Here is a 23,301-nt window from a genome sequence, read left to right as displayed (position 1 = left end):
TTTCAGTTTAGGCGTCAATTAGAATGGCCACTACCGCCAGCCATGCGCCGGATGCAGGCCAAGGTTACGTTTCATGCGTTTGTGCTGCAGCGCAACAAAGCGCATCTACGGGGTAGTCCTTGAGACTAAACCCTGTAATCCAACGATGGAGACAGATTATGGATGCCGTACTTTGTTCGGCCTTGCTGCTGATGGCAGCCGCGGCGGCAAATGCTGAGATGCTTTCTCGCGCATTTGCGTAAATGCCCAAACTCAACCAATCTGAAAAAGCGGCCCTGACCGATTTCTGCCGGGGCCGCTTTTATTTTGTTGGTGGGAAACGCTCCGACGAGTCCAGAAAATTCAGCACATCTTGGAACATTCAGGCATTCTTTAGAATGCCATCCATCCACCGTCCACCAACAGATTGTGCCCGGTGATATAACTCGCTTCCGCACTGGCCAGGTAAACCGCCGCGCTGGCGACGTCGTCGGGTCGGCCTAATCGGCTCATTGGTGTGCGCGATTGCGAATAGTCCAGACCAACCATCCCGTCCGGTCGCCCCGTCAGAATTTTACCGGGTGCAACGGCATTACAGATGATCCCATCTTTTGCATAGTCAACGGCGATCTGGCGAGTCATGTAGACAACACCAGCCTTAGAGACGCCATAGCTGAAATCGGACGGGGCACAGACCATTCCATGTTGGGAACTGATATTCACAATCCGCCCCCGCGCCTCATCATCTTGCAAGGGGGCCTGTTCCATCATCTGCTGTATCGCGCGCTTGCAACCGAAATAGACGCCTTTCAGGTTAACGGACATAACACGATCCCAGCTCTCTTCTGTCGTGTCTAATAATCGGCATCCATCGCTGATCGCCGCATTGTTTACCATCACGTCCAACCGTCCAAAGGCTGCAATCGTTTGATTGATTGCCGCATCAATCGCCGACCAGGATGAAACATCTGTCGGGATGGAAAGACATGTCCCACCGGATTCACCAATCAGGGATTGTGTGGTTATGCCCCCCTCCAGCGGATCAGATACTGTGTCCGCCAGGACAACGCGCGCGCCTTCTGATGCAAACCGTCGGGCAATGGCGCGACCGATCCCCGATGACGCCCCCGTCACGAAGCAAACGCGGCCGGACAATCGACCTGTCATGGACTGTTTCCCGTCACAGTTGAAGGGTCCGTGTTTCCGCCACACAACAAAACACCGACCGTTTCTCCGTCTGCCGGTTCGTACACGCCAGACGTCAATGCGGCAATGGCTGTCGCACCGCCGGGCTCCAGGACCAGACGGAATTGTTCCCACATCTGTTGCTGCGCAGCACCAATTTGTTCGTCAGACACCAGGAGACAGTGATCGACATAGGCCTGTGCAGCGGCAAACCCCAAATCACCAACACGCCGCGCGCCCAGGGCATCGGCGGCCAGCCCAGACACCTGTACTTCTGCCGGTTCGCCTTTTTCCCAGGCGGTATACAGGGTTGGCGTGCCTGTACTTTCCACTGCGATCACCCGTGTGCGCCCCTGATACCAACTGGCAATTCCCCCAATCAATCCACCGCCACCCACGGCGACCAGAACCGTGTCCAGGTTTGGTGCCTGATCTTCAAATTCTACTGCCACTGTCCCCTGACCCGCCAGAATCTCGACCTGATCGTAGGCGTGCAGCAGTAAGGCCCCGGTTTCTTGCTGGCGTGATTGACAAGCCGCCAGGGCATCCGCGAATTCACGTCCACCAACATGCACTGCTGCACCATACGATTCTAACCGTGCCAATTTAGCCGGCGCGATTATCTCCGGTACAAAAATTTCAGCTCTATGTCCTAATTGTCTGGCCACATAGGCAACGGCAGCCCCATGATTACCGCCAGAGGCTGCAATAACGCCGCTTTTGGGGACATCCATGGAAAGCATGGCATTGAACGCGCCGCGCGCCTTAAAGGAGGCAGTATGCTGAAGCTGCTCCAGTTTAAGAACAACAGGTGTATTTGGCAGCAAATCCCCTTCAGGAAGCGCTATAGTTGGTGTTCTTCGGACGTATTGTTGAATCCTGGAATGCGCGGATAAGATGTATTTTTGCGTTAGCATAAAATCTATATCTCGAAACGTGGAATAAACAGCTACGCCTTGATATACGTGGAGGAACAGACAATGCAAGGATGAGTTTAAATTCTATACTTTTGTATTTCTGTTCTAGATAAGTTACCTGAGTGTGATATTCTACAATCTACTGGGGTATCGGGGTGAGGGTATTGTCTATGTCGCTCGACTTTGAAGAGCCATATTTTGAGTTTCTGACTGCGCCTGTTTGTAATGAGGCCCGGGCATTGCACGCCTATTGGCTACAGCATCAATCATCAGATGACCGGAACGGCATAATTTTACCCAAACGGGATGATATCGCATTGCCGGATCTTGTGGCGCTGGGATGCGCTGATCGGGCCTTTATCATGGAACCGATAGAAAACGACGATTGGCAGTATCGATTACTGGGCAGCGAGATTGTCCGCTATTTCGGACGGGATGTCACAGGCGTCCCCTTCCGTCAGCATATGCTGGAATGCGAGGCCGACACCGCGATCAGGATATCAAACGAAGCCGCACGCACCCGAAAGCCGGTTTTTCTGAAAATGCGATTTGTCAGTGGGGAGCATTCGGGAATGATCGAAACCATGTCACTGCCGATTTTGGCCCGTGATGAGACAACCATCTGGCTGTTTGGCGCGACATTCTTTCCTGAATCCAATTAACATCCTTTACGCATCATCATTCCCAACACAGGCGATGATATCGTCCAAAAATCCGTGATCAAACAAGTCCGTGTGCCGTGCAGACGGCTTATGAGCAAATGACTTGGGCATGTTGGCGGCGTCATACAGGCGTCGACCATGGGCAATGGGTATCACCCGATCCAGATCACCATGTCCGATAAGGACCGGAATCTGCACTGCGGAAATTCGATCAACAGAGTTAAATCGATCCTTTAACAGCAGGCCAACCGGCACGAACCAGTAATGCCGGGCCGCCACAGCCGCAATGCTGTCATAGGGGGCATCCAGAATTAAGCACCGCGCGGCATCCGGCTGCATCGCCAAAGTGACGGCAATACCCGTCCCCAGAGACTCCCCATACAGCACCGTCCTTGCCGACCCGATGCCCTGTTGGCGCAACCAGGTCATGACAGCCTGAGCATCGGCCAACAGGGCGGTTTCCGATGGCGTCCCCCCTGCCCCGGAATTGTAACGATATCCTGGCATCAGAACGCCCCATCCCATGGCATTGAATGCAGCCACACGTTCTTCCCGATCCGCCTGGGTTCCGGCATTGCCATGAAAATAGACGACCACCGGCTGGCTAGTGTCGGATGGGGGCGCCCACCAGGAAAACAATCCCAAACCATCATGCGATGGAATTTCCTGGATCGTCACCTTTCCGTTCAGGTCTGGGCCGGGTCTGGGGCGCGAAGGATCAGGATGATACATTAAGGAACGCTGCGCCACATAAAGGCCCGCAACCAACAGGGCATATCCGATCACAATCGCCACGGCGATGTTTGCGATTACCCCCATACCCATTCTCGCCTCACCGTATTTTACCCACACGTCAAAGCGAAACCATATCCCGACCGATGATTGTTTGCATCCCATTAGCGAAGCGATCGTGCAGATAGCCATCGAGCCCTATGAGCAATCGATATCATAACAGGCCTCTTTCGTCATGCCCTCGCAGGGGCCACAGCCCCCCGATCTGCCTCTTTTATTGGGACTTTCAGGCTCTCAATCGTGCAAAAAAAGATCAACAACTCCGCCTTACGATAATACCGCGCATGTCCGATGAAAGCATATTTTCTGATTTTGATTATATCTTTAGCGCAATCTATTGAGACTTTACCTTGCCGAACCCTGGCAAATCTTGGTATGGACGCCACAGCAGGAATCGTTCTTAATATGCTGTGCATACTCCGGTATTGCTTTCAGGTTTTGATTCTGGATCGTGCTGAGACTTGGAATTGAGTGAAACACGGCAGGCAACGCAGAGGCGCAAATAAATGACGGATTTGTCCCGCGAGGAACTCCGGGCACACCTGTCTGCGGTAGAGGCGCAGGTTAGAGCCGCCTTGCGCATTGTTGCGGCCGAATCGAAATCGGTTCAGCAGGCGCACAGCGCCCTGCGCGCGGACTTGTCCGCCGCCCTTATCCGGCTGCAGTCAGAAATGAATGACGGCAACAAGCGCGTCGACGGTAAACTGGAACGGGCAATCACCGAAATCAATGGCCTGTCCCGGCAGCGCCGCATGACCGCCGCGATCCTGACGACGTTGGTTTTACTTTTTGGCATTACCCTGGGTCTTTTTGCGGGCGGCGGGTGGTATCTGTTCAGTCGCGGCGGTCAGTATGAAAGCAGCTTCATGCCCAGCAGCGGCCAGCAAACAACATCGCAGCAATCCAGCAGCAATGCAGCCCCCGCCTCTTCGACACAGCAAAATTCAACGTCTTCCGCTACAGGGTCATCGACCAGCATCGCGATTCCTTCCAATGGATCACCTGCTGCGACCCAGCCTGTCGAAGAACCCCGTCGCGTCCTGTCTGCACAATAAAGAACACAAATTCAGTCCCACAATTGCCCCGCTCACGAGATGACCGGGTAATACTGGTCTGTTTAATGGATCGCATAGCCACCCCATAAAGATTGTATTAAAATTTCACTTGCTCCATTTGCGCGACTCGAAACACCTTTTGAGTGTACAATTGGGCAAAACAGATGATTCTTCGCTTTGAAACAGTCTCCTCAGCCCTATGGCTGGTTACGAGTCGGCGCGATATCGCATCGGTCGAACCCGATGGAGATGGCTGGACCGAACGTTGGACGCGGCTGAACCGTAATCGTGCCCTGGCTTTTCTGGAAGGGCTGCACAATCGACGAGAAACCATCCGAATTTTGCGCGAGGCCCTGTCTCGTAACGGGGATATGCGTCTGGGATCACAGGAAGACGATGCGATACTAAGGGCTGCCGCAGATCAAATGGCCTTTGGCTGGGCTGTGGAGATCGACCGTGTCCCCCCTTATGGTGGATGGCAGGATCCGGACCCTGCCCCGACGCCGGTCGCTTTAGAATCAATCCCACCACAGGAAAATCCAACCGGACTGCCTGACAGGAAAGAAAAAGACCATTTCATCATTGTCGAGTTGGTCGGCGAGACGGGCGATCCCATTCCCAATGAGCTGTGCCGCCTGACCCTGCCCGATGGGTCCATCGTAGAGCGCGAAACCAACAGCCAGGGCAGACTGGAAGAATATGGCATTCTGGAGGGAGACTGCATGATCGAGTTTCCGAACCTGGATCAGGATGCCTGGGCCCCCTATAGCGGGACGATACAATGAGCGACGCGACCCCTGACATCCAGTTCCAAGCCCCGCTGGGCACGGGTCAGCACGCAGTCCAGCCAGGGGAGACGACGGATTCTCTGGCGGAAACATATGGCCATTTCTGGAAAACCATTTGGACCCACCCCGACAATGCTGCGCTGGTTTCTGCCCGGAATGATCGCAACGTCCTGTTGCAGGGGGACCAGGTCTTCATTCCAGACAAGCGACCAAAATCCGAATCCCGCCCGACGGATCTTATTCACCGCTTTGTGCGCAAAGGCGTTCCCGCACGGATAAAGCTTCGGGCGTTGGCGCCCGATGGCACACCGCTCACCAATTGTGATTACATCCTGCGGGTCGGCACCCGCCGTTATGAGGGGAAAAGCGATGCAGATGGTATCATTGATCAATCCGTCGCCCCATCAGCACAAACCGGACAGTTGACCGTTTATCCCGCACAGGAGGATATGCCACAAGAACTGCACTGGACCCTGACAATCGGCAGTCTGCAACCGGTAGACACAGTATTGGGCATCCAGGCGCGACTGCAAAACCTGGGGTATGACCCCGGTGCGTTGGATGGCCGGTTGGGCCCTGCGACACGCAAAGCAATTGGGCATTTCAGACTGCGCAACAATCTGCCGGATGGCACCGCCGCAGATCAACAATTTGTTGATGCGCTGGAAAAACAACACGGGAGTTGAGCCATGTCGATGCAGGATGACGACGGCGTCCCGCAAAAGGCCTTTGTGACCTTATCAGATGGCGACGGCATGGGCTCTGTATCGGTATCACCCTCCTGGCTGGTCTATGCCTTTGTCGAAACCGTTGAGGAGATGGTGGACGCTGACCAAGAGCCGGCTCCCCTGGCAGAAACGACCGTCTGGATCGAGCTGGATGTCATCGATGCCCAATTGGTCCAGCACTATGCATATGAGGCGGAATGGGACCCCATCGATCCAGATACCGCGACCCGCGAGCAGATTGCGGATCGGAAAGCTCTTCTGGGGTCATTTTTGGACCATACCGACGAGAATAAGACCGTCTATATAAATTATCACAGTTATCTGGATGCAACCACCGAAGAACGACAAATTTTTCTGGGGGGTGATTGGCATCTGATCACCTTGAAAAATATCTTGTCATCAGAGGCTGACCTGGGACAGGGGAGCGATGAATTTGCATATGACCCTGTTGGGCGAAATATTTTCCTAGCTCGTGATGCGTATACGGATCAAGCGGTCGAAGTCATTGATTTCGGATTTCATGCGCCAGATCCCAGATGCCTCGCCTTTTTGCGCGAAGTCATCAGTCTGAATCATATTGCAGACGATATTGACCCGGGCGACGGCGATGGCGGCGCGGTTCCCCCCATACCTGTACCGTCTGGCCCCCCTCCTATCGTTACCTTCCCAAGCAAGAATTTATTTGTGATGGCATACGACTTCAGCGCCGCCCCTGCCTATGATTCCGACGGGGAAAACGCTGGCATGTGGGACGGACAAATCTATAATTCTGCAGATGCGCCAATCTGGGTTATAGACGTCGGGGATCAAAGACTGACAACCGCCCCAGAAGACAATCATGCCAATTGGAGAACGCCAGACGGCCAAGCCTATACCCTGTTTGTGTTTGAAGATCAGCGTGTGATTTTTGCAAATAGCGCCTTCACCATGGCATCACCGCCGTCGCCCTATAAGGACAGTCCCGACCTCGCCATGCCCGCCCCTATCGGCATTTTGGCGTATTAGGCATGGCGGTCTGGGTCGATACGGTTGGCACGGTCACGGTTCTGCTGAATACGGGGGGATGGCACCCGTTAAGCATTGCCGGACAAGCCTATATGCATACGGCCAATACCAGTTTGCACAGTGTAAGAGCGGTCGATGTGGGACAAGGGGACTGTAACGCCATCATCGGCGCACGCCGGAATGGGGGCGGCGCTGTCACAGGAACCCGCATCATCACCTATTTTGATATGGGGGGTGGTTGTGGTCGCTGTGCCAGAACCAATCCGGACTATGGAAATGTCGCTAACATGGCGGCGCGGTTTGATTTTGCCGTCAATCCCTCGATCATCCTGTCCCATTGGGACAAGGATCATTATTACGGGGCGGTCAACGCGCCCACTTCTCACGGGATGAACTGGCTGACCCCCCGTCAGCGGATTGGCGTCCAATGTGCCCGCTTCGTCAATAGATTAACCAATATCCAATGCTATCCAGCGGCTGGAAACGCACATCGGTATCAGATCGCTAATCAGGGTGGCACTGCCCATGGTGGCAATGGACATATCTATGTCGAGCAAGCGACCGGGAATGCCAATGACAGGAACCTGAATGGTCTTTGTGTGACCGCAATTACGCGCGATGCCCTGGATGCGGCAGATGTCGGTAAAATCGTTATGCCGGGCGATGCCCCCTACCAGGATATTCCATCCCTGGCCGCACCACCAGTTGGTGCACCGGGGGGAGCTCTTGCCGCCCTGTTTGCGTATCACCACGGATCGCGCACCCATTTTACGCTGGCAACCCGCGCCGCGATCCCCGCAGCCCCAACGGTCAATACGCCACTGGCCTTCAGCTACGGTCTGACGGCTGGCAATGCTAATGGGTTCGGGCATCCCCACGCCACAGCAGTCGCGCATTATCGCACCGGCAACGGCGTTGGCGCAGGGTGGAATGCGCGCAGCAATACGGCCAGTGTGCAGCCAAACACGACGGCAAATGCGACGCTGGGCCACAACGCGGCAACCCGCGGCAGCCGGGACTTTGATTTCTGATATCCGCTAATGGATTACGGTCAGGTCAGCGGTGCCCGCGCCAGATTAAAACCAATCTGCATCAGATTTCGGTCTGCATCCGGCGTATTCCAAGCGGCATGCGCCGTCAGGGTAACGTTCTCCAATGCCGTCAAAGGATCATCAGCAGGCAATGGCTCTGTGCAGAATACATCCAGCGCCGCATGACCCAACGGGCCATTCTTCAAGGCGTTCATCAAAGCATCGGTATCGATGATTTCACCCCGCGCCACATTAACCAGAACTGCACCCTGTTTCATGCAGGCAAACAGATCCGCATTGATCATTCCAGCCGTTTCCGGCGTCGACGCGACATGCAAGGAAACAACATCCGATTGGCGGAATACGTCTTCCAGCGAGACCTGCTGACACGGCAGATCGCCTGTCATCGGGCTGCGATTCCAGGCCACAACCTGCATGCCGAAGGCTGCCGATATTCGCACCATTTCCTTGCCGATCCCGCCCAGGCCGACAACCCCCATTGTCTTACCGCGAAGCTCAGGCCCGCCCAGCACGGACCATTGCCCTTGGCGAATACCGCGATCCATGACCGAAATCTGACGACACGCATCCAACGCCAGGCCGAAGGCAAATTCAGCAATGCTGCGGCTGCCATAATCCCGAACAACCTCAACCGTAATACCCAGGCTGTTTGCATGTTGGATATCGATGTAAGTCGCCGCCCCGGTGCCCAGGAAGACAATGCGTTTCAGGGTTGGGGCCAATGCGTTCAGTGCTGCATTCGACATTGGGCTGTGACCGTTGACCGCAACCTGTGCCCCGTCCAGCCGCGCGATCAGGTCGTCATCCCCAAAGACCTTACCCCCCTGATAGACATCTACCCCCTCCATCAAACCTGGAAAGGTTTGGTTCAGAGAGGCAAAATCACGGGTGCTGTCGAAATAGACGATCTTCATGGCCTTAACTGTCAAAGCCGTCTGGCAGGTCCAGGCCGATATGAACATCCTTCAACTGACGATCCGACACACTGGCCGGGGCGCCCATCATCAGGTCCTGTGCCATCTGGTTCATCGGGAAGGCGATGACTTCACGAATATTCGTGGTGCCAGCCAACAGCATGACAATGCGGTCAATCCCAGGCGCAGAGCCCCCGTGCGGCGGTGCGCCCAGCTTCAACGCGCTGATCATGCCACCGAAGCGATCATCGACCACTTCCGGCCCATAGCCTGCAATTTCAAACGCCTTATACATAACATCGGGCAGATGATTCCGGATCGCGCCAGAGCTCAACTCTACCCCATTGCAGACGATGTCGTATTGGAATGCCTTAATCGACAGCGGATCCTGGTTCTGCAGCGCGTCCATCCCGCCTTGCGGCATTGAGAAGGGATTGTGGGAGAAGTCGATCTTCTTCAAGTCTTCGTTGTATTCAAACATCGGGAAGTCGACGATCCAGCAGAATTCAAACCGGTTCTGATCAATCAGCCCCAGTTCTTCACCGATCTTGGTGCGGGCGGCGCCGGCGAATTTAGACGCATCATCAGCCTTGCCCGCGACAAAGAATATCGCATCGCCGACCGACAGGCCTGCAATGTCTGCGATCTGGGCAATGCGACCCTCATCCAGGTTCTTGGCAATTGGGCCAGCGGCCCCATCCTCACGCCAAACGATGTAACCCAGACCCGGCTGTCCCTGCCCCTGTGCCCAGTTGTTCAGCTTATCAAAGAAGCTGCGCGGCTGTCCTCCGACATCTTTTGCCGGAATGCCCCGCACCACGGCACCGCCTTCGACCAGCTTGGCGAAAATCTTGAAATCGGATCCCCGGAAGGCTTCGGACACATCAACAATTTCAATCGGGTTGCGCAGGTCCGGCTTGTCAGACCCATATTTCAGCATTGATTCCGCATAAGGAATGCGCGGGAATGGCAGGGCAGAGACACTGCGGCCATCGGCAAATTCTTCAAACACGCCATGCAGCACGGGCTCGATCGCGGCAAAGACATCGTCTTGCGTCACAAAGGCCATTTCAAAATCAAGCTGATAGAATTCACCCGGCGAGCGATCCGCCCGGGCATCTTCATCCCGGAAGCAGGGGGCGATCTGGAAATAACGATCAAAGCCGGAGATCATCAACAACTGTTTGAACTGCTGTGGTGCCTGTGGCAGCGCATAGAACTTGCCTGGATGCAGCCGTGACGGCACCAGGAAGTCCCGCGCGCCTTCCGGCGAACTGGCAGTCAGGATGGGCGTCTGGAACTCAGAAAACCCCTGATTCACCATGCGACGGCGGATCGACCCGATGATCGCGTTGCGCAGCAGGATGTTGCGGTGCATTTCTTCACGGCGCAAATCCAGGAAGCGGTTCTTCAGGCGGATTTCTTCTGGATAACCCGCATCCTGATTAACCGGCATCGGCAGGGCCGCAGCAGCCGACTGAACGGTGCAGTCTGCAATGCTGACTTCAACAGCACCCGTTGGCAGATTGGCATTGATGGTTTCTTCGGTGCGCTTCAGCACCTTGCCGGTCACGGTGATCACCGATTCCGCGCTCAACCCCTCGATCTGCTTCAACAGGGGCGAGGACACATCCACCACGCATTGGGTCAGGCCGTAATTGTCCCGCAGATCAACAAACAGCAGATTGCCATGGTCGCGCTTGCGATGAACCCAGCCGGAAAGACGAACCTCCGCACCGGCATGGTCCGCGCGAAGTTCCCCACAAGTATGCGTGCGATAGGCGTGCATCAGGCATTACTCCAAAATTATATGAATTCAGACCGCAACGGCCCACAAGTTTCCGGCGCGAAAGGGCCCGTTTCCGCCCGAATTGTCAAGGCCGCAGGAAGGGGATGGGTGGGATTGAGATATCAAAGTCCAGCCCATTCCATCATTCAATGTAACGGGAAGAACACGCAGAGCGAAATCAATGGGCGGCGCTAAGGAGATCTGCAGCATGTTCGTCCCTTAATCACCCGGGGGTCTGATTTTGTCGGTTGCATCCAACGGCCCGTGCCCAGAGGTCAGAACACCGCGCAGAACCGCCTGAATTACTGCCAATGTTTCAGTTTCGTCCACCCCGTCTGACACATCCATAGCGGCCCGTTCAAACATCGCGGAGAGTAAGGATGTCAGTGGTAAGATCGGAAGCTTGATTGTTGCGCTTTCCGCAATTGCTTCTTCTAGTCCAATGCGCAGGGTCTCATCACCATGTCGGGCCTCGATCTCTCGCATTTCTGCCAAGCCCAGAACCGCCGGGCCTTCAATTAAAAGAAGTCGAACACGCCCGGCCACCTGCATGGCCCGCATATATGCCGATGCGCCGGAAAAAAGGCGTTCCCGTGCAGACAGGCTGGGGTCATCTTCGTTTTCAATTGCCAAGGCAACTGCCGCCGCCTCTGCGTCCACCACAGCGCGAAAAATCGCCTGCTTGTCTGGAAAATGATGATACAGCGCGCCCCGCGTTACCCCTGCTGTTTCCACAAGCATCGGGGTGCTGGTTTCGGCATAGCCGTTTTTTACAAACAGATCGCGCGCTGACTTAACCAATCTTGCCCGCATTTGCGCGCTGCGATCAGAATTGGATCTGCGTTGTTTTTTAATTTGCATACAGTCTGCCTGTTTGTTTATAGTGATTTCAGCACAATAATCACGTTCTCACAAAAAGGAAACGAGGAATGAAGATCACCAGCTTTTATCCGGTTCTGATGGTACAGGACGTATCGAATACTGCGGCATTCTATATCCGTCATTTCGACTTCCGATCCATGTTTGAAGCAGATTGGTACGTCCATTTGCAATCCATCCACAACACGACGGTAAACCTCGCCATCCTGAAAGGCGACCATTCCACTATACCTGTTACCAAACAGGCCCAAGCGTCCGGAATACTACTAAACTTTGAGGTAGAGGATGCGGATCAAGCGTTCGAACGCGCCCTGAAGGAAAATCTTCCGATCCTCCTTTCCCTGCGAAACGAAGAATTCGGGCAACGTCACTTTATTACACAAGACCCGGAAGGCGTTCTGATTGATGTTATCACCCCAATCCCCCCCACCGACGCCTATGCCAGCCAATATTCCCAGGATGAGGTTCCACAATAACTTTATTTCTGTAAAAGACCAAACACCCTAAAATCTAAAAGGTCAGCAAGACCAAACAATCCAAAGGCAACCGACGTTCAAACCAGCACGCAACCGCTGCTATTCGTAAAACAATTTTTCCTGTTCTTCCAACGTAGCGGGATCATAGCTGTAGACCTCAAAGCGTTGGACTCCATTTTGAAATCGGTCCAAGTCCGTATAGTATGTCTGGTTGTAATTCGATATGCCAAAAACATAGATCACTTCGCCATCTGCATTGGTCAGGGGCGCATAAAGGCGCTCTGCAAAGGAATGATCCTTTGTTTCCGTAACATTAAAGCCGTGAATAATGCACTGTTTCTCTAAAAGATAATTAAACCGCTTTTCGACATGTTTATGGCCACCCAGGGGGATGATTTCGGAAAGGGGCTTGCCCTTCATCCTGACGCCCCAATTGGTTCTGATATGGTCGCCGGAAATGGCACTGACATAGCTGCCATCTGGCAGCTTTTCATACAGCCACACTTTTGCCAGAGCGCGACCAAGGTCCAGCGGATCAATAGCTGTGCGCGGTGGGATACCGTCAAATTTCTTGTACAGGGTATGCCATACCTGAACGAATACGCGTATATCCGGATCCAGAATTCTTTCTAGAATAATCACCCCATCAAACCTTTAAGCCAAGAGTTTCTTATTAAACCTGTGGACCTCCTTTAGACGTGATACCAAGGGCACAGTGCATTCTACTAAAATGAAATATTGGTAGGGTTGTGCAAGAATATAAATCAAATTTTACAGCATGGCCCGACAAATGCGAATTTCTTCCAAGCAGGCACAAACCATGCGGCTGTCAGATGCCAATTCGATAAGGCCGCGGTCCCTTATATGCTTTATTCCCCTCAAGCTTGGACAGGATTAATCCTTAAACAACGAGTCACTCGTCCGCTGCAGGCTTGTTCGCATGGGCGTTCAGGAAAGCTTCCAGGTCCTTTTGCGACACGCGCCATTCGCGGCCAAATTTAATGGCGCGCAGATCAGCATCATGGATCCATGCCCGCACTGTCGCTTCCTTGACCTTCAACAGATCAGCAACTTCATGCAGGGTTAAAAGCGGCTGGCTCAGCATTTCAGTATCTTTTCACCGGAAAATGTTCGAAAAGTTTAACGCTGTATCTTGATGTTTTCAAGGTTATATCGTATTTAAAGCATGTTTATTAGTGTTTATCACTCATTGGGGGGCAGGATGCCAGTCAAAAAGATCTATAAATCCGTCGCGGAAGCCTTTGGTCATGACACCGCCCCCGGCCTGACCCTGATTGCCGCCGCCGTTCTGGCGATGGTGGTCATGAATTCAGGCCTGGCTGGCACCTATACAGAGGCACTGGCGACGAAGTTCACCATTTCCTACGGTGATATCGGCCTGTCCAAGGCCCTGATCCTTTGGATCAATGATTTCCTGATGGCGATTTTCTTTCTGCATGTCGGGCTGGAAATCAAACGCGAGATTGTTGAAGGTGAGCTGTCCAGCATTCGATCTGCTTCGCTTCCCGCCCTGGCCGCTATTGGCGGGATGATCGCCCCTGCCCTGATTTATGTCGGCATCAATATGGGGGACCCCACCGCCCTTAAAGGTTGGGCTATTCCCGCAGCAACCGACATCGCGTTTGCCTTAGGTATCTTGGCCTTGCTGGGTAAACGCGTACCGACCGCGCTGAAGGTATTTCTGCTGGCTGTCGCCATTATCGACGATCTGGGCGCGATTGTGATCATTGCTCTATTCTATACCGCCGATCTGTCTGGCCTTGCGCTTGCCATTGCGGCCCTGATGATTGCCGCCATGATGGTCTTGAACCGGTATGGCGTCCGGTCCATCACGCCTTACATGCTGTTGGGCCTTGTGCTGTGGGTTGCGGTTCTGAAATCAGGCGTCCATGCCACCCTGGCAGGGGTCGTGGTCGCCTTCTGTATTCCGATCACCGGCGCAACAAAGGATGAGGAAGGACCCCTTCATATCCTGGAACATGCCCTGACGCCCTGGGTCGCCTTTGGGATCATGCCCCTGTTTGCTTTTGCAAATGCAGGGGTGTCGCTTGCCGGAATGACCCCGGCTGCGTTGCTGGAACCCATTGCGTCTGGCATCGCGCTTGGTCTGTTGCTGGGTAAGCCAATCGGCATCATGGGGGCCTGTTTCCTGGCCGTGAAACTGGGGTTTGCAAGCCTGCCCACAGGCATCAAATGGCACCACATGCTGGGGGTTGCGCTGTTGGCGGGGATTGGGTTCACCATGAGCCTGTTCATCGGTAACCTGGCTTTCGACACGCCAGACCAGGCCGCATCGGTTCGGATCGGTGTGTTGTCAGGATCCATCATCGCCGCCCTTGCAGGATACACCTTGCTGCGTGCGACGAATAAAACATCGAACTGACGCGATAGATGGCAAGCCTTATTGGATAGGATACGGCGGTGGATTGGGCCCTTGCGATACAGAACCTGATTTCACCGCCTGTCCTGTTTTTTGCCCTTGGGTTGGTTGCGGCGTTAGCCCGATCTGACCTTTCCATTCCAGAAGCCATTGCCAAGGCCCTGTCGCTGTATCTGATGCTGGCGATCGGGTTCAAGGGCGGGGTCGCCGCCAGTGATAATGGTCTGACCGTGGACCTGCTGTTGGTGATCGGCGCGGCTGGCGTGCTGAGCGCCAGCATCCCCATACTGGCCTTCTGGCTGTTACGAGCAACCACGCAAGTATCACAGATCGATGCGGCGGCAATCGCGGCGCATTACGGGTCCATCTCCATTGTCACCTTCATTGCCGGAACAGCCGCCCTGGATGCGGCTGGCATTGCCTTTCCGGGCATCATGGTCGCCGCCGCCGCCGCGATGGAAGCACCCGCCATCGCCATCGCCCTGTTTCTGGCCCATCGGGGACAGGCTGGTACCCCCCAGACGCCAAAAGCCCCCTGGCGGGAAGTGGCCCTGAATGGATCCATCGTCCTGCTGATTGGCGCGTTTGTTATCGGGATGGTCACCGGTCAGAAAGGGTATGGCGATATCGAACCGTTCATCGCCCATCCGTTCAAAGGGGTGTTGTGCCTTTTCCTGCTGGATATGGGATTGGTCGCCGGGCGGGAATTACGCCAGGTCCGAAAGACGCTGACACCATCCTTGTTGGCTTTTGGGCTGTATATGCCGCCCATCGCAGGCATGATTGGTGGGGTGACGGGCGCATTGATCGGTTTGCCAGATGGGGGCATTGCCCTGTTGGCGATCCTGGCTGGAAGCGCATCCTATATCGCGGTGCCAGCAGCCATGCGCCTGGCCCTGCCACAGGCAAAGCCCGCGCTGTATCTGACGCTTTCCCTGGCGATTACCTTCCCCTTTAATCTGACCATCGGCATCCCCTTCTATATCGCCCTGGCCGGGTGGCTATCCTAGAAAAGGCATAACGATGACACAAACCTATCCCAAAAAGCGGCTGTCGATCATTATCGAAGCCCCTTTTCTGAACCGGCTTCTGGACCTGTTGGACGGGCTGGATGTGCCTGGCTATACGGCGCTGCCTGCCTTAGCTGGGCGCGGTAAAAGCCGATCCTGGCGTCGCGACGCGCTGTCTTCGGATGCGGGCCGCATGGTACAGGTGCTGATCGTTCTGGATCAGGGCAAGGTGCCCGCCGTTCTGCAGGAAATCCGGACAGTGCTGGACCAACAGATCGGGATTGTCACCCTGTCAGATGTTGAGGTTCTGAGACCGGAGCTTTTCTAGCGCCTGATCAATCGTCTGTTCAAACTCTGCCATCGAACCGCCGACACCATGGGCCTGTAGCATGGATCGTAAATTGTCACTGGCCCCGGTGATGAAAAACCGCACGCCGACCTGCTGTGCCTTTCGTGCCGTTCCTTCCAGAACATTGGCAGCGGTCGAATCCAGGAATGGCACCTGTGACAGGTCGATTATGACGTGTTTGCGCCGTTCTGAAATGCGATCCAGAACGCGCCCGACAGTGCTGGCCGCCCCAAAGAAAAACGCCCCCGAAATGCGATAGACTTCCGCATCCAGCGCATTCCCCTGCCCGGCATCTATCAGGTCCTTATCTTCCGAAATACGGTCTGATTGATCACTGACCATCAGCGGCGTTTCGCTTTCAATCGCCAGGTTCTTACCCATGCGGTTGATAAACAACAGCGCGCCCAGTGCAACGCCAACGACAATCCCTTCTGTCAGGTCCCGCAGCACCACCAGAAGGAATGTCACCACCAATACCAGCAAATCCCCTTTAGAGGATTTTGCCACGGCCAGCATAGCGTGTTTCTCCACCATATTATAGGCGATCACCACCAGCACGCCCGCCAGACTGGCCAGCGGGATATAGGATGCCAAGGGTGCCGCCAACACCATGAACGCCAAAATGATCAAAGAATGCAGCATGCCGGCGACAGGCCCCCTGGCACCGGCACGAACATTGGTGGCGGTCCGGGCAATCGTGCCGGTCACACAAATTCCACCAAAAAAGGCAGATCCAATATTCGCAACGCCCTGGGCTACCAATTCACAATTGGACCTGTGACGCCGCCCCGTCATACCATCTGCGACAACAGCGGAAAGCAGTGATTCAATCGCGCCCAACAGGGCAAAAGCAATGGCATCCGGCAGCACCGCCAATGCTTTCTTGAATGAAAAATCCGGCAATTCCGGCACGGGAAGACTGGATGGAATGCCGCCAAACCGCGTGCCAATCGTCTCCACCGGCAAGGCCAAAAAGGTGGCGATCAGGGAACACAGAACAACGGCAATCAGAATTCCGGGCCAGGACGGCCGCCACCGACGCTGCGCCAGAATCACCAACACTGTTAACAAAGACAGCGCCACGGCCGCAGGTGTGATGGAGCCCGCAGACTCCGCCAGAACGGTCACTTTCGGAACAAAGGCTGATGGTTCTCTCGCTACAAGAGAAAGCCCAAAGAAGTCCTTGATCTGACTCGTGAAAATGATGACGCCAATTCCAGCAGTGAAACCGATTGTAACGGGATAGGGAATAAGCTTTATGAAGGTCCCGATCCGCGCATAGCCTATCGCCAACAGGAAGACGCCCGACATCATCGTCGCCAGGATCAGGCCATCAATCCCATGCCTTTCCGCTGTTGCGGCCACAAGGACGATAAACGCCCCGGCAGGCCCCCCGATCTGAAACCGGCTGCCCCCCAGCAGGGACACCAGAAAGCCCCCGACAATCGCCGTGAACAGGCCCCGTTCAGGGGATACGCCAGACGCAATTGCAATAGCCATGGACAACGGCATGGCGACAATCGCTACGGTTAATCCGGCCAGCGCATCGGACCGGAAATGCGACAGGCCGTAGCCTTCCCGAAACACTGTCAACAGTTTCGGGGTGAACAAATCCCGGAATCCAACCGTTTGGTCGGGGTCTGGTGGGCGTCCTGTTGACATCAAATGATCAATCCAAAAAAGGCGAGAAGCCCTTACCCTAATCCCATTGATTGCAGACGGAAAGGGGTGACGCCGGTGGTGCGACATCAAATACAAATGATGCGCTTTACGCCTTCCCCTTGGGATAAGACTCACGTATAGCCATCAGGTCATGACCGATAAACTTATTACCACATCCGATGCCTTGGCAGCGCATTGCCGCACGCTCGCCGGTGCCCCCTGGGTCACCGTTGATACGGAATTTATGCGTGACAAGACCTATTGGCCCAAGCTGTGTTTGATCCAGATATCATCCCCAGACCCTGGCACAGAACGCGCGATCGATCCGCTTGCGCCAGACCTGGATATGACCCCGCTCTTCGACCTGATGCGTGACAAAAGGACGTTGAAAATCTTTCATGCGGCCCGTCAGGACCTTGAAATATTTTATAATTTGATGGGGGAGGTCCCTGCGCCTCTGTTTGACAGCCAGGTCGCAGCCATGGTGTGCGGCTATGGTGATCAGATCGGGTATGAGGCGTTGGTAAAGCAGATCTGTTCCGGCGAGTTGGACAAATCCTCCCGCTTCACTGATTGGGCGAACCGACCGCTAACGGATCGACAACTGACCTATGCCCTGACAGATGTCACACATCTGCGCGATATCTATCTCAGCCTGTCCGAGCGACTGAAAGAAACCAATCGTGAGCAATGGGTTGAAGAGGAAATGTCTATCCTGTCCAATCCTGATACCTATCGCAATGCGCCGGAAGATGCCTGGAAACGGGTCAAAGTGCGCGGTGGCAAGCCAAGATTTCTTCAGATCGTGCGGGAGGTTGCCGCCTGGCGGGAACGGGAAGCGCAAGAACGCGACCTGCCGCGCAATCGCATCATCAAGGATGATTCCCTATTGGATGTTGCGGGCAGCGCGCCAAAATCTCTGGATGACCTGTCCCGCATTCGGGGCCTGAACCGGGGTTTTGCCGAAGGTAAGCTGGGTAAGGGATTGCTGGATGCAGTTGCAGCCGCGCAAGCCATTCCAAAGGATCAACTGCCGGTCCCAGAAAAGCAGGAACGTCTGCCACAGGGCTTGGGTCCTATGACAGATTTGCTTAAGGTATTGCTGAAACGCAATTGTGAAACCGCAGGTGTCGCGACCCGGCTGGTCGCAAATGGCGATGATCTGGAACAGATCGCGGCCTATGATAATGCGGATGTGCCCGCCCTGAAGGGGTGGCGCAAAGAATTATTCGGGAAGGACGCCCTGGCCTTGAAAAGTGGCGTCATTGCATTGACCGGCGGGAAAAATGGCATTGATGTCATTCGGAGGGAGCCATGATCAGGCGCATTCTGGGAGTAGTTTTCGTTGTTGCCATTCTGGTCGGGCTCGGGTTTGCCGCACGATTTCTCGATATTGGCGGCTCCGGCACGTCGATGGATATCACGGATATCTCAACCTCCACAGAAACCACGACGGATGGTGCAACACAGCAGACGGAACAATCGGTTACAGATCCCATACCCCCTCTACCCAGTGACGTAGCGGAATCTGTTCCCCCCCAACCTGCAACCGATTCCAATACAAACAGCACGGATGACACGTCATTACCGCCGCCCCTGCCGGATTTGCAGGCCACGCAAGAAGATGGTCCATTTCGGCTGAGCCTGCCTATCGACTGTGAAATTGGGCGGGATTGCTATATTTTAAGCTTCGTGAATGCTGGCTCTGTGACTGAGCCACGCGACTATACATGCGGCCCGATGACCTATGATGAACATCGTGGTACCGACTTTCGCCTGTACGATTACGTTCAGTTGGAAAGTGGCACTCAAGTGCTTGCCGCCGCCGCCGGAACGGTCACAAGAATTCGCGATGGTATGCCCGATGCGAATTTCAAACTGTTCGGCCGCGCCGCTGTCACCAAACGGGGTCGGGGCAATTTTGTCGCCATTGACCATGGCAATGGCTATGTAACCTCCTATGCCCATATGCAGCGCGGCTCTATCACAGTCGTACCAGGCGACGAGGTCGTGCGTGGGCAAGTTCTGGGTACGGTTGGCATGTCGGGACTGACTGAATTTCCCCATGTCCATTTTGAAGTTATGAAAGACGGCCTGTTTATTGATCCGTTCACAAGCGCCGCGCGTCATGAAGGATGCGGCATTAGTGGCACGTCATTGTGGCAGGACGACGTTGCATCCCTGCTGACCTATCCACGCACATTGGTAATGCGCACCGGCTTTGCCGATCAGGTTCTGAACCGGGCTGCGGTCGACTATGCACTGTTCAATGCCGACCCCATCCCCACCACATCCACCGCCCTGGTATTCCATGTCTATCTTGCCGGAATTCAGCCCGGTGACGGGTTTGTTGCGGAAATCACCGACCCGGCGGGCAATCAATTTGTGCGATCCGGACGACGGTTTGAGGAATTCAGCATGTCCAAGCTGCTGGCGGTTGGAAAGCAGGATCTGGCGGAGCCTCTGATGCCTGGAACCTATACCGGCACTTTCCGATATTTCCGTAAAGATGCCAGCGACACGGATTTGCAGATCATTTCACTGAAAGATACTGTCGAGGTCCAGTAAGCCTTTATGTCAGGCTGGCTTTATGTTTCTGCGCCAGCCCGACATAATGGGATTGCGTCCAGGTCATCATTTCCCGGTCTTTGTCGGTCAACGGGCGGGCGTATTTCGCAGGCCACCCCGTCCACAATTCCCCGGTTTTCACGCGCTTTCCAGGCGTGATCAGGGCACCCGCAGCAACCATCCCACCGGTTTCAACCACCGCGCCATCCATAATCACCGCCTTCATCCCAACGAAGGCGCGGTCTTCCAGCGTACAGGCATGCAACAGCGCCATATGACCAACGGCAATATCATCACCGATATAGGTCCCCTGCCCCTTTGAAGACACATGGATCACGGTGCCGTCCTGAATATTCGTGCGGGCCCCGATGCGAATTTCGTTCACATCACCCCGCAGGATACAGCCATACCATATGCTGGACTGTGCCCCGATATGGACGTCCCCGATGACTTTGGCGCCGGGCGCAACAAAGACATTTTCTCCCAGTACTGGCATCACGCCCTCAAAGGGCAGGATATCATCGCTCATACCGTTTCGCTTTCATCTGTATTCGGGCCCTCCAATTTGGGCTCTTCTTGGTCGGTTTCAGACATCGGCTCATCTGCTGCAATGCCGCTGAGATGTTTAAACGGTGTCAGTGCACCATAGAACCGTTGGGCAATATCACGGACACGGGTCGGATCGCCGCTGGTCAGAAAATCCACCCCCGGCAATTCTGTGGGTGCGCGTCGGTATTCGGGATGCCTGTCCAGATAGGATATCAGGCTGGCGGTGACAACGCTGGGCTGGTCCATAATTTTGACCTCCGCCGGCAAGGCCGCCCTGAAATCCTGTTCGATCAGCGGGAAATGCGTGCACCCCAATACGACCAGATCAAGCTTTGATCGCCCCGCTTTCGCCAAAAGCTGTTCGCAATAGCGGGCAACCCCGCGTGTGATCAGGTCGTCACTCAACCCTTCCTCAATCGCCTCCACCAGTCGGGGACACGCCTGTTGAATAACAGAAACGGAACGAAGCCTGCGTTTCACTTCCTCTGGATAGGCCTTGCTTTCCACCGTGCGCCGGGTCGCAAATATGCCGATGGTTTTTGCCTGTTGCTTGGGCGCATAAGGCGAAGGTCCCTGCACATACCAGCTCTGGTCAGTCAGTGCCTCCACCATTGGCACAAAGACCCCCAGGATCCGACATGTCGGCGCATAGCCCGGCAGCCATTCCTGCTGAAGCCTGCGCAATGCGATGGCTGAGGCCGTGTTGCAGGCAATGATGACCAACCCGCAGCCGCGATCGATCAGGTCCTTCACGCGCCGCCGCGTCAGTTGATAAATTTCCGTATCGGATCGCATGCCGTAGGGCGCATAAGCATGATCGCCCAGATACACGAACCGTTCCTCTGGCAGCGATGCGGCCAATGCCCGCAACACGGTTAACCCACCATGACCAGAATCAAACACGCCAATCATTCATGCGGCTCCTCAGCCAAAACCCTGATGCCAGGCCACCTGCCTTGCCAGTGCTTTTGCTGAACCCGCTGCAAGAACCGGTCCACGCGATCCGGTGCCGTCGGGCGCAAGAAACCAGCAAACAGGTCCTGCAATCCATAGGCTGAGATAATCTCGATTCGATCCTGAACAGCATTCACTTTGTGCAATCGAACAGCAATTGCCGTCGCGGTTTCCAGCCAGAAAGATATCGCATCCTTAATATCACGATAAGGTCGGTCGCCATGTTTCAGATGCATGCGCGCCTGATTGCGCACTTGCCATAAGGCACCGGGCTCTTCTGTGTTTAATCGATTTTCAAAGGCTGCTTCGCTGTCTTGCGACAGGTCGGCGGGGTCGAAATACAGCACATCAATATCGTCCTGCAGGGGCACAACACCCCCATCGCCGAAGTCACGATCCCAGATCAGATTGCGCAGGAACCCCGCCCCGATCCAGGCATCCGCCCCCAGAACCGCGCGACAGATTTCCAGGCGCCGCATTCGGGTTTCATCGGCGTGCAATGCCGCGGTCAATTGGTCGGCCAAGGGGCCCTGTTCCAGCGGGGTCATTCAATCCGCGCGGTGCGGTCCAGGCCTTCACCCTCAGGCAGGCCCAGCATGATATTCAGATTCTGCACCGCCTGACCGGATGCACCCTTGCCCAGGTTATCCAACTGGCCGATGACGACGGCCTGCCCTTCCATTGCATTACCAACCACATGCAGGCGCAATTGATTGGTGCCGTTCAACGCTTCAGGGTCCAGCTTTGTTGCAGAAAGGCTGTCTGACAACGGCGCGACGGTCACATAGGTCTGGCCCGCATAATGGGTCTCCAGGGCGGCGTGGATTTCCTCAACACTGGGTTTATCAGGCAGCGCCCACAATTGCAGAGGTATCTGAACCAGCATTCCCTGCACGAAGCGACCAACGCTGGGAACGAAAAGCGGCCGATGCATCAGGCCGCCCCAGGTTTGAATTTCCGGTACATGTTTGTGGGCAAGCCCCAAGCCATAGACCCGAAAGGCTTCATCGGTATGGTCAGGCGATGCGGGATCCTCAAAGGCTGCAATCAATTGTTTACCACCGCCGCTATACCCTGACACCGCATTAATCGTGACAGGCCAATCGGCTGGCACCAGACCCGCCTGAACCAAAGGGTGCAGCATCGCGACAGAGGTGATGGCATAACAACCGGGATTGGTGACCCGCGTGCTGGACGCGATATCTGACCGGCTGTTGGCGGCATATTCTGGAAACCCATAGGCCCAGCCTGGCGCAACCCGATGCGCAGACGAGGCATCAATGACCCGTGTGTTTGGGTTATCGATCAGACGAACGGCTTCCTTTGCTGCATCATCTGGCAAGCACAGGATCACGATATCTGCGGCATTCAATGCCTCGCGACGGGCAGCGGGATCCTTACGACGGTCGCCTTCCAGCCGGATAAAATCCAAACCCTCGCGCCCTTCGATCCTGCTTTTAATTTGCAGACCGGTGGTTCCCGCTTCGCCATCAATGAAAATCGTCGCAGCCATTCCAAATGTCCTTCTGTCCCAACAAGGTGCCCTTGATACAGGGCTTTGCCACCTCTCGCAAATAAGGACTATTG

General features: G+C 55.0%; 25 protein-coding genes. 12 read left to right on the top strand and 13 right to left on the bottom strand.

Going from position 1 to position 23,301, the window contains the following annotated elements:
- Positions 1–372: 372 nt before the first annotated feature.
- Together ACOSDM_RS07065 and ACOSDM_RS07060 are read right to left on the bottom strand one after the other, a co-directional pair.
- Positions 373–1,146: an SDR family NAD(P)-dependent oxidoreductase gene (locus ACOSDM_RS07065; protein ID WP_420723800.1), complete on the bottom strand. Its 774-nt coding sequence runs from the start codon at positions 1,144–1,146 to the stop codon at positions 373–375.
- A complete protein-coding gene (locus ACOSDM_RS07060; protein ID WP_420723799.1) occupies positions 1,143–2,081 on the bottom strand; it encodes a threonine/serine dehydratase in 939 nt (312 codons plus the stop codon). Before ACOSDM_RS07060 ends, ACOSDM_RS07065 begins: the two co-directional genes overlap by 4 nt.
- A gap of 170 nt (positions 2,082–2,251) precedes the next feature.
- Between ACOSDM_RS07060 and ACOSDM_RS07055 the strand changes: the two genes are divergently transcribed.
- Positions 2,252–2,743: a PAS domain-containing protein gene (locus tag ACOSDM_RS07055; RefSeq protein ID WP_420723798.1), complete on the top strand. Its 492-nt coding sequence runs from the start codon at positions 2,252–2,254 to the stop codon at positions 2,741–2,743.
- 6 nt (positions 2,744–2,749) lie between these two features.
- Here ACOSDM_RS07055 and ACOSDM_RS07050 read toward each other — a convergent pair whose 3' ends face one another.
- Positions 2,750–3,568, bottom strand: a complete 819-nt coding sequence (locus tag ACOSDM_RS07050; protein ID WP_420723797.1) for an alpha/beta hydrolase — start codon at positions 3,566–3,568, stop codon at positions 2,750–2,752.
- Between the two features lie 473 nt (positions 3,569–4,041).
- Between ACOSDM_RS07050 and ACOSDM_RS07045 the strand changes: the two genes are divergently transcribed.
- The 5 genes from ACOSDM_RS07045 to ACOSDM_RS07025 all read left to right on the top strand — a co-directional run bounded on the left by ACOSDM_RS07045 (position 4,042) and on the right by ACOSDM_RS07025 (position 8,142).
- Positions 4,042–4,590, top strand: coding sequence for a hypothetical protein (locus tag ACOSDM_RS07045; RefSeq protein WP_420723796.1), 549 nt, complete (start codon positions 4,042–4,044; stop codon positions 4,588–4,590).
- A 164-nt stretch (positions 4,591–4,754) separates the two neighbouring features.
- Positions 4,755–5,375 (top strand): hypothetical protein, encoded by a 621-nt coding sequence (locus ACOSDM_RS07040; protein ID WP_420723795.1) that lies wholly within the window; start codon positions 4,755–4,757, stop codon positions 5,373–5,375.
- Entirely contained in the window at positions 5,372–6,064 is a 693-nt protein-coding gene (locus ACOSDM_RS07035; RefSeq protein WP_420723794.1) for a peptidoglycan-binding protein, read from the top strand. The genes ACOSDM_RS07040 and ACOSDM_RS07035 overlap by 4 nt, the downstream gene beginning before the upstream one ends.
- Positions 6,065–6,067: 3 nt before the next feature.
- Positions 6,068–7,111 carry a hypothetical protein gene (locus ACOSDM_RS07030; RefSeq protein ID WP_420723793.1) on the top strand — a complete coding sequence of 348 codons (1,044 nt, stop codon included), beginning with the start codon at positions 6,068–6,070 and terminating at the stop codon, positions 7,109–7,111.
- 2 nt (positions 7,112–7,113) lie between these two features.
- Positions 7,114–8,142 (top strand): hypothetical protein, encoded by a 1,029-nt coding sequence (locus tag ACOSDM_RS07025; protein WP_420723792.1) that lies wholly within the window; start codon positions 7,114–7,116, stop codon positions 8,140–8,142.
- A 20-nt stretch (positions 8,143–8,162) separates the two neighbouring features.
- Here ACOSDM_RS07025 and ACOSDM_RS07020 read toward each other — a convergent pair whose 3' ends face one another.
- The 3 genes from ACOSDM_RS07020 to ACOSDM_RS07010 all read right to left on the bottom strand — a co-directional run bounded on the left by ACOSDM_RS07020 (position 8,163) and on the right by ACOSDM_RS07010 (position 11,727).
- The gene (locus ACOSDM_RS07020) at positions 8,163–9,077 is read right to left on the bottom strand and encodes a 2-hydroxyacid dehydrogenase (RefSeq protein ID WP_420723791.1); all 915 of its coding nucleotides are present in this window, start codon (positions 9,075–9,077) and stop codon (positions 8,163–8,165) included.
- A 4-nt stretch (positions 9,078–9,081) separates the two neighbouring features.
- A complete protein-coding gene (gene aspS / locus ACOSDM_RS07015; RefSeq protein ID WP_420723790.1) occupies positions 9,082–10,866 on the bottom strand; it encodes an aspartate--tRNA ligase in 1,785 nt (594 codons plus the stop codon).
- Positions 10,867–11,085: 219 nt separating this feature from the next.
- The gene (locus ACOSDM_RS07010) at positions 11,086–11,727 is read right to left on the bottom strand and encodes a TetR/AcrR family transcriptional regulator (protein WP_420723789.1); all 642 of its coding nucleotides are present in this window, start codon (positions 11,725–11,727) and stop codon (positions 11,086–11,088) included.
- A 68-nt stretch (positions 11,728–11,795) separates the two neighbouring features.
- Here ACOSDM_RS07010 and ACOSDM_RS07005 point away from each other — a divergent pair, with 68 nt between their 5' ends.
- Positions 11,796–12,221 (top strand): VOC family protein, encoded by a 426-nt coding sequence (locus ACOSDM_RS07005; RefSeq protein ID WP_420723788.1) that lies wholly within the window; start codon positions 11,796–11,798, stop codon positions 12,219–12,221.
- A 99-nt stretch (positions 12,222–12,320) separates the two neighbouring features.
- Here the strand turns inward: ACOSDM_RS07005 and ACOSDM_RS07000 are convergent, their stop codons facing one another.
- Both ACOSDM_RS07000 and ACOSDM_RS06995 read right to left on the bottom strand, forming a co-directional pair.
- Complete coding sequence (locus tag ACOSDM_RS07000) at positions 12,321–12,863, bottom strand: PAS domain-containing protein (protein ID WP_420723787.1); 543 nt, start codon at positions 12,861–12,863, stop codon at positions 12,321–12,323.
- A gap of 271 nt (positions 12,864–13,134) precedes the next feature.
- Positions 13,135–13,326 (bottom strand): helix-turn-helix domain-containing protein, encoded by a 192-nt coding sequence (locus ACOSDM_RS06995; protein ID WP_420723786.1) that lies wholly within the window; start codon positions 13,324–13,326, stop codon positions 13,135–13,137.
- Between the two features lie 117 nt (positions 13,327–13,443).
- On the opposite strand from ACOSDM_RS06995, the gene nhaA reads away from it, so the two are divergent.
- Genes nhaA through ACOSDM_RS06980 form a run of 3 tightly spaced genes read left to right on the top strand, consistent with a single transcriptional unit; the run spans position 13,444 to position 15,960 of the window.
- A complete protein-coding gene (nhaA, locus tag ACOSDM_RS06990) occupies positions 13,444–14,625 on the top strand; it encodes a Na+/H+ antiporter NhaA (protein ID WP_420723785.1) in 1,182 nt (393 codons plus the stop codon).
- 38 nt (positions 14,626–14,663) lie between these two features.
- Positions 14,664–15,632 (top strand): sodium-dependent bicarbonate transport family permease, encoded by a 969-nt coding sequence (locus tag ACOSDM_RS06985; RefSeq protein ID WP_420723784.1) that lies wholly within the window; start codon positions 14,664–14,666, stop codon positions 15,630–15,632.
- A 13-nt stretch (positions 15,633–15,645) separates the two neighbouring features.
- Positions 15,646–15,960: a DUF190 domain-containing protein gene (locus tag ACOSDM_RS06980; RefSeq protein WP_420723783.1), complete on the top strand. Its 315-nt coding sequence runs from the start codon at positions 15,646–15,648 to the stop codon at positions 15,958–15,960.
- Here the strand turns inward: ACOSDM_RS06980 and ACOSDM_RS06975 are convergent.
- A complete protein-coding gene (locus ACOSDM_RS06975; RefSeq protein ID WP_420723782.1) occupies positions 15,925–17,643 on the bottom strand; it encodes a SulP family inorganic anion transporter in 1,719 nt (572 codons plus the stop codon). The genes ACOSDM_RS06980 and ACOSDM_RS06975 overlap by 36 nt on opposite strands.
- 151 nt (positions 17,644–17,794) lie before the next feature.
- Between ACOSDM_RS06975 and rnd the strand changes: the two genes are divergently transcribed.
- Both rnd and ACOSDM_RS06965 read left to right on the top strand, forming a co-directional pair.
- Positions 17,795–18,961 carry a ribonuclease D gene (gene rnd, locus ACOSDM_RS06970; RefSeq protein WP_420723781.1) on the top strand — a complete coding sequence of 389 codons (1,167 nt, stop codon included), beginning with the start codon at positions 17,795–17,797 and terminating at the stop codon, positions 18,959–18,961.
- The gene (locus ACOSDM_RS06965; RefSeq protein WP_420723780.1) at positions 18,958–20,211 is read left to right on the top strand and encodes a M23 family metallopeptidase; all 1,254 of its coding nucleotides are present in this window, start codon (positions 18,958–18,960) and stop codon (positions 20,209–20,211) included. The genes rnd and ACOSDM_RS06965 overlap by 4 nt, the downstream gene beginning before the upstream one ends.
- A 4-nt stretch (positions 20,212–20,215) precedes the next feature.
- Here ACOSDM_RS06965 and ACOSDM_RS06960 read toward each other — a convergent pair whose 3' ends face one another.
- Genes ACOSDM_RS06960 through argC form a run of 4 tightly spaced genes read right to left on the bottom strand, consistent with a single transcriptional unit; the run spans position 20,216 to position 23,227 of the window.
- The gene (locus ACOSDM_RS06960) at positions 20,216–20,740 is read right to left on the bottom strand and encodes a gamma carbonic anhydrase family protein (protein ID WP_420723779.1); all 525 of its coding nucleotides are present in this window, start codon (positions 20,738–20,740) and stop codon (positions 20,216–20,218) included.
- Positions 20,737–21,672: a glutamate racemase gene (gene murI / locus ACOSDM_RS06955; protein WP_420723778.1), complete on the bottom strand. Its 936-nt coding sequence runs from the start codon at positions 21,670–21,672 to the stop codon at positions 20,737–20,739. Before murI ends, ACOSDM_RS06960 begins: the two co-directional genes overlap by 4 nt.
- Positions 21,669–22,262: a nucleotidyltransferase family protein gene (locus ACOSDM_RS06950; RefSeq protein ID WP_420723777.1), complete on the bottom strand. Its 594-nt coding sequence runs from the start codon at positions 22,260–22,262 to the stop codon at positions 21,669–21,671. Before ACOSDM_RS06950 ends, murI begins: the two co-directional genes overlap by 4 nt.
- Positions 22,259–23,227: an N-acetyl-gamma-glutamyl-phosphate reductase gene (gene argC, locus ACOSDM_RS06945; protein WP_420723776.1), complete on the bottom strand. Its 969-nt coding sequence runs from the start codon at positions 23,225–23,227 to the stop codon at positions 22,259–22,261. Before argC ends, ACOSDM_RS06950 begins: the two co-directional genes overlap by 4 nt.
- Positions 23,228–23,301 lie beyond the last annotated feature (74 nt).

Origin of the sequence: Hwanghaeella sp. LZ110, from assembly GCF_048892525.1 — a bacterium.
Taxonomy (GTDB): Bacteria; Pseudomonadota; Alphaproteobacteria; order UBA8366; family Aestuariispiraceae; genus Pacificispira.
Note: the sequence above shows the minus strand (reverse complement) of the source record. Positions and strands in the feature narration are given on the sequence as shown.

Bases quoted from the DNA above. Each gene is read 5' to 3' on its own strand.
- ACOSDM_RS06965 (WP_420723780.1), top strand. From the start codon at position 18,958: ATGATCAGGCGCATTCTGGGAGTAGTTTTCGTTGTTGCCATTCTGGTC.
- nhaA (WP_420723785.1), top strand. From the start codon at position 13,444: ATGCCAGTCAAAAAGATCTATAAATCCGTCGCGGAAGCCTTTGGTCAT.
- ACOSDM_RS06995 (WP_420723786.1), bottom strand. From the start codon at position 13,326: ATGCTGAGCCAGCCGCTTTTAACCCTGCATGAAGTTGCTGATCTGTTG.
- ACOSDM_RS07035 (WP_420723794.1), top strand. From the start codon at position 5,372: ATGAGCGACGCGACCCCTGACATCCAGTTCCAAGCCCCGCTGGGCACG.
- ACOSDM_RS07020 (WP_420723791.1), bottom strand. From the start codon at position 9,077: ATGAAGATCGTCTATTTCGACAGCACCCGTGATTTTGCCTCTCTGAAC.
- ACOSDM_RS07050 (WP_420723797.1), bottom strand. From the start codon at position 3,568: ATGGGTATGGGGGTAATCGCAAACATCGCCGTGGCGATTGTGATCGGA.
- rnd (WP_420723781.1), top strand. From the start codon at position 17,795: ATGACCGATAAACTTATTACCACATCCGATGCCTTGGCAGCGCATTGC.
- ACOSDM_RS07040 (WP_420723795.1), top strand. From the start codon at position 4,755: ATGATTCTTCGCTTTGAAACAGTCTCCTCAGCCCTATGGCTGGTTACG.
- murI (WP_420723778.1), bottom strand. From the start codon at position 21,672: ATGATTGGCGTGTTTGATTCTGGTCATGGTGGGTTAACCGTGTTGCGG.
- ACOSDM_RS07065 (WP_420723800.1), bottom strand. From the start codon at position 1,146: ATGACAGGTCGATTGTCCGGCCGCGTTTGCTTCGTGACGGGGGCGTCA.
- ACOSDM_RS07045 (WP_420723796.1), top strand. From the start codon at position 4,042: ATGACGGATTTGTCCCGCGAGGAACTCCGGGCACACCTGTCTGCGGTA.
- ACOSDM_RS07010 (WP_420723789.1), bottom strand. From the start codon at position 11,727: ATGCAAATTAAAAAACAACGCAGATCCAATTCTGATCGCAGCGCGCAA.
- ACOSDM_RS06950 (WP_420723777.1), bottom strand. From the start codon at position 22,262: ATGACCCCGCTGGAACAGGGCCCCTTGGCCGACCAATTGACCGCGGCA.
- ACOSDM_RS07025 (WP_420723792.1), top strand. From the start codon at position 7,114: ATGGCGGTCTGGGTCGATACGGTTGGCACGGTCACGGTTCTGCTGAAT.
- ACOSDM_RS07030 (WP_420723793.1), top strand. From the start codon at position 6,068: ATGTCGATGCAGGATGACGACGGCGTCCCGCAAAAGGCCTTTGTGACC.
- ACOSDM_RS06980 (WP_420723783.1), top strand. From the start codon at position 15,646: ATGACACAAACCTATCCCAAAAAGCGGCTGTCGATCATTATCGAAGCC.
- ACOSDM_RS06975 (WP_420723782.1), bottom strand. From the start codon at position 17,643: ATGTCAACAGGACGCCCACCAGACCCCGACCAAACGGTTGGATTCCGG.
- aspS (WP_420723790.1), bottom strand. From the start codon at position 10,866: ATGCACGCCTATCGCACGCATACTTGTGGGGAACTTCGCGCGGACCAT.
- ACOSDM_RS07005 (WP_420723788.1), top strand. From the start codon at position 11,796: ATGAAGATCACCAGCTTTTATCCGGTTCTGATGGTACAGGACGTATCG.
- ACOSDM_RS07060 (WP_420723799.1), bottom strand. From the start codon at position 2,081: ATGCTAACGCAAAAATACATCTTATCCGCGCATTCCAGGATTCAACAA.
- ACOSDM_RS06960 (WP_420723779.1), bottom strand. From the start codon at position 20,740: ATGAGCGATGATATCCTGCCCTTTGAGGGCGTGATGCCAGTACTGGGA.
- ACOSDM_RS07055 (WP_420723798.1), top strand. From the start codon at position 2,252: ATGTCGCTCGACTTTGAAGAGCCATATTTTGAGTTTCTGACTGCGCCT.
- argC (WP_420723776.1), bottom strand. From the start codon at position 23,227: ATGGCTGCGACGATTTTCATTGATGGCGAAGCGGGAACCACCGGTCTG.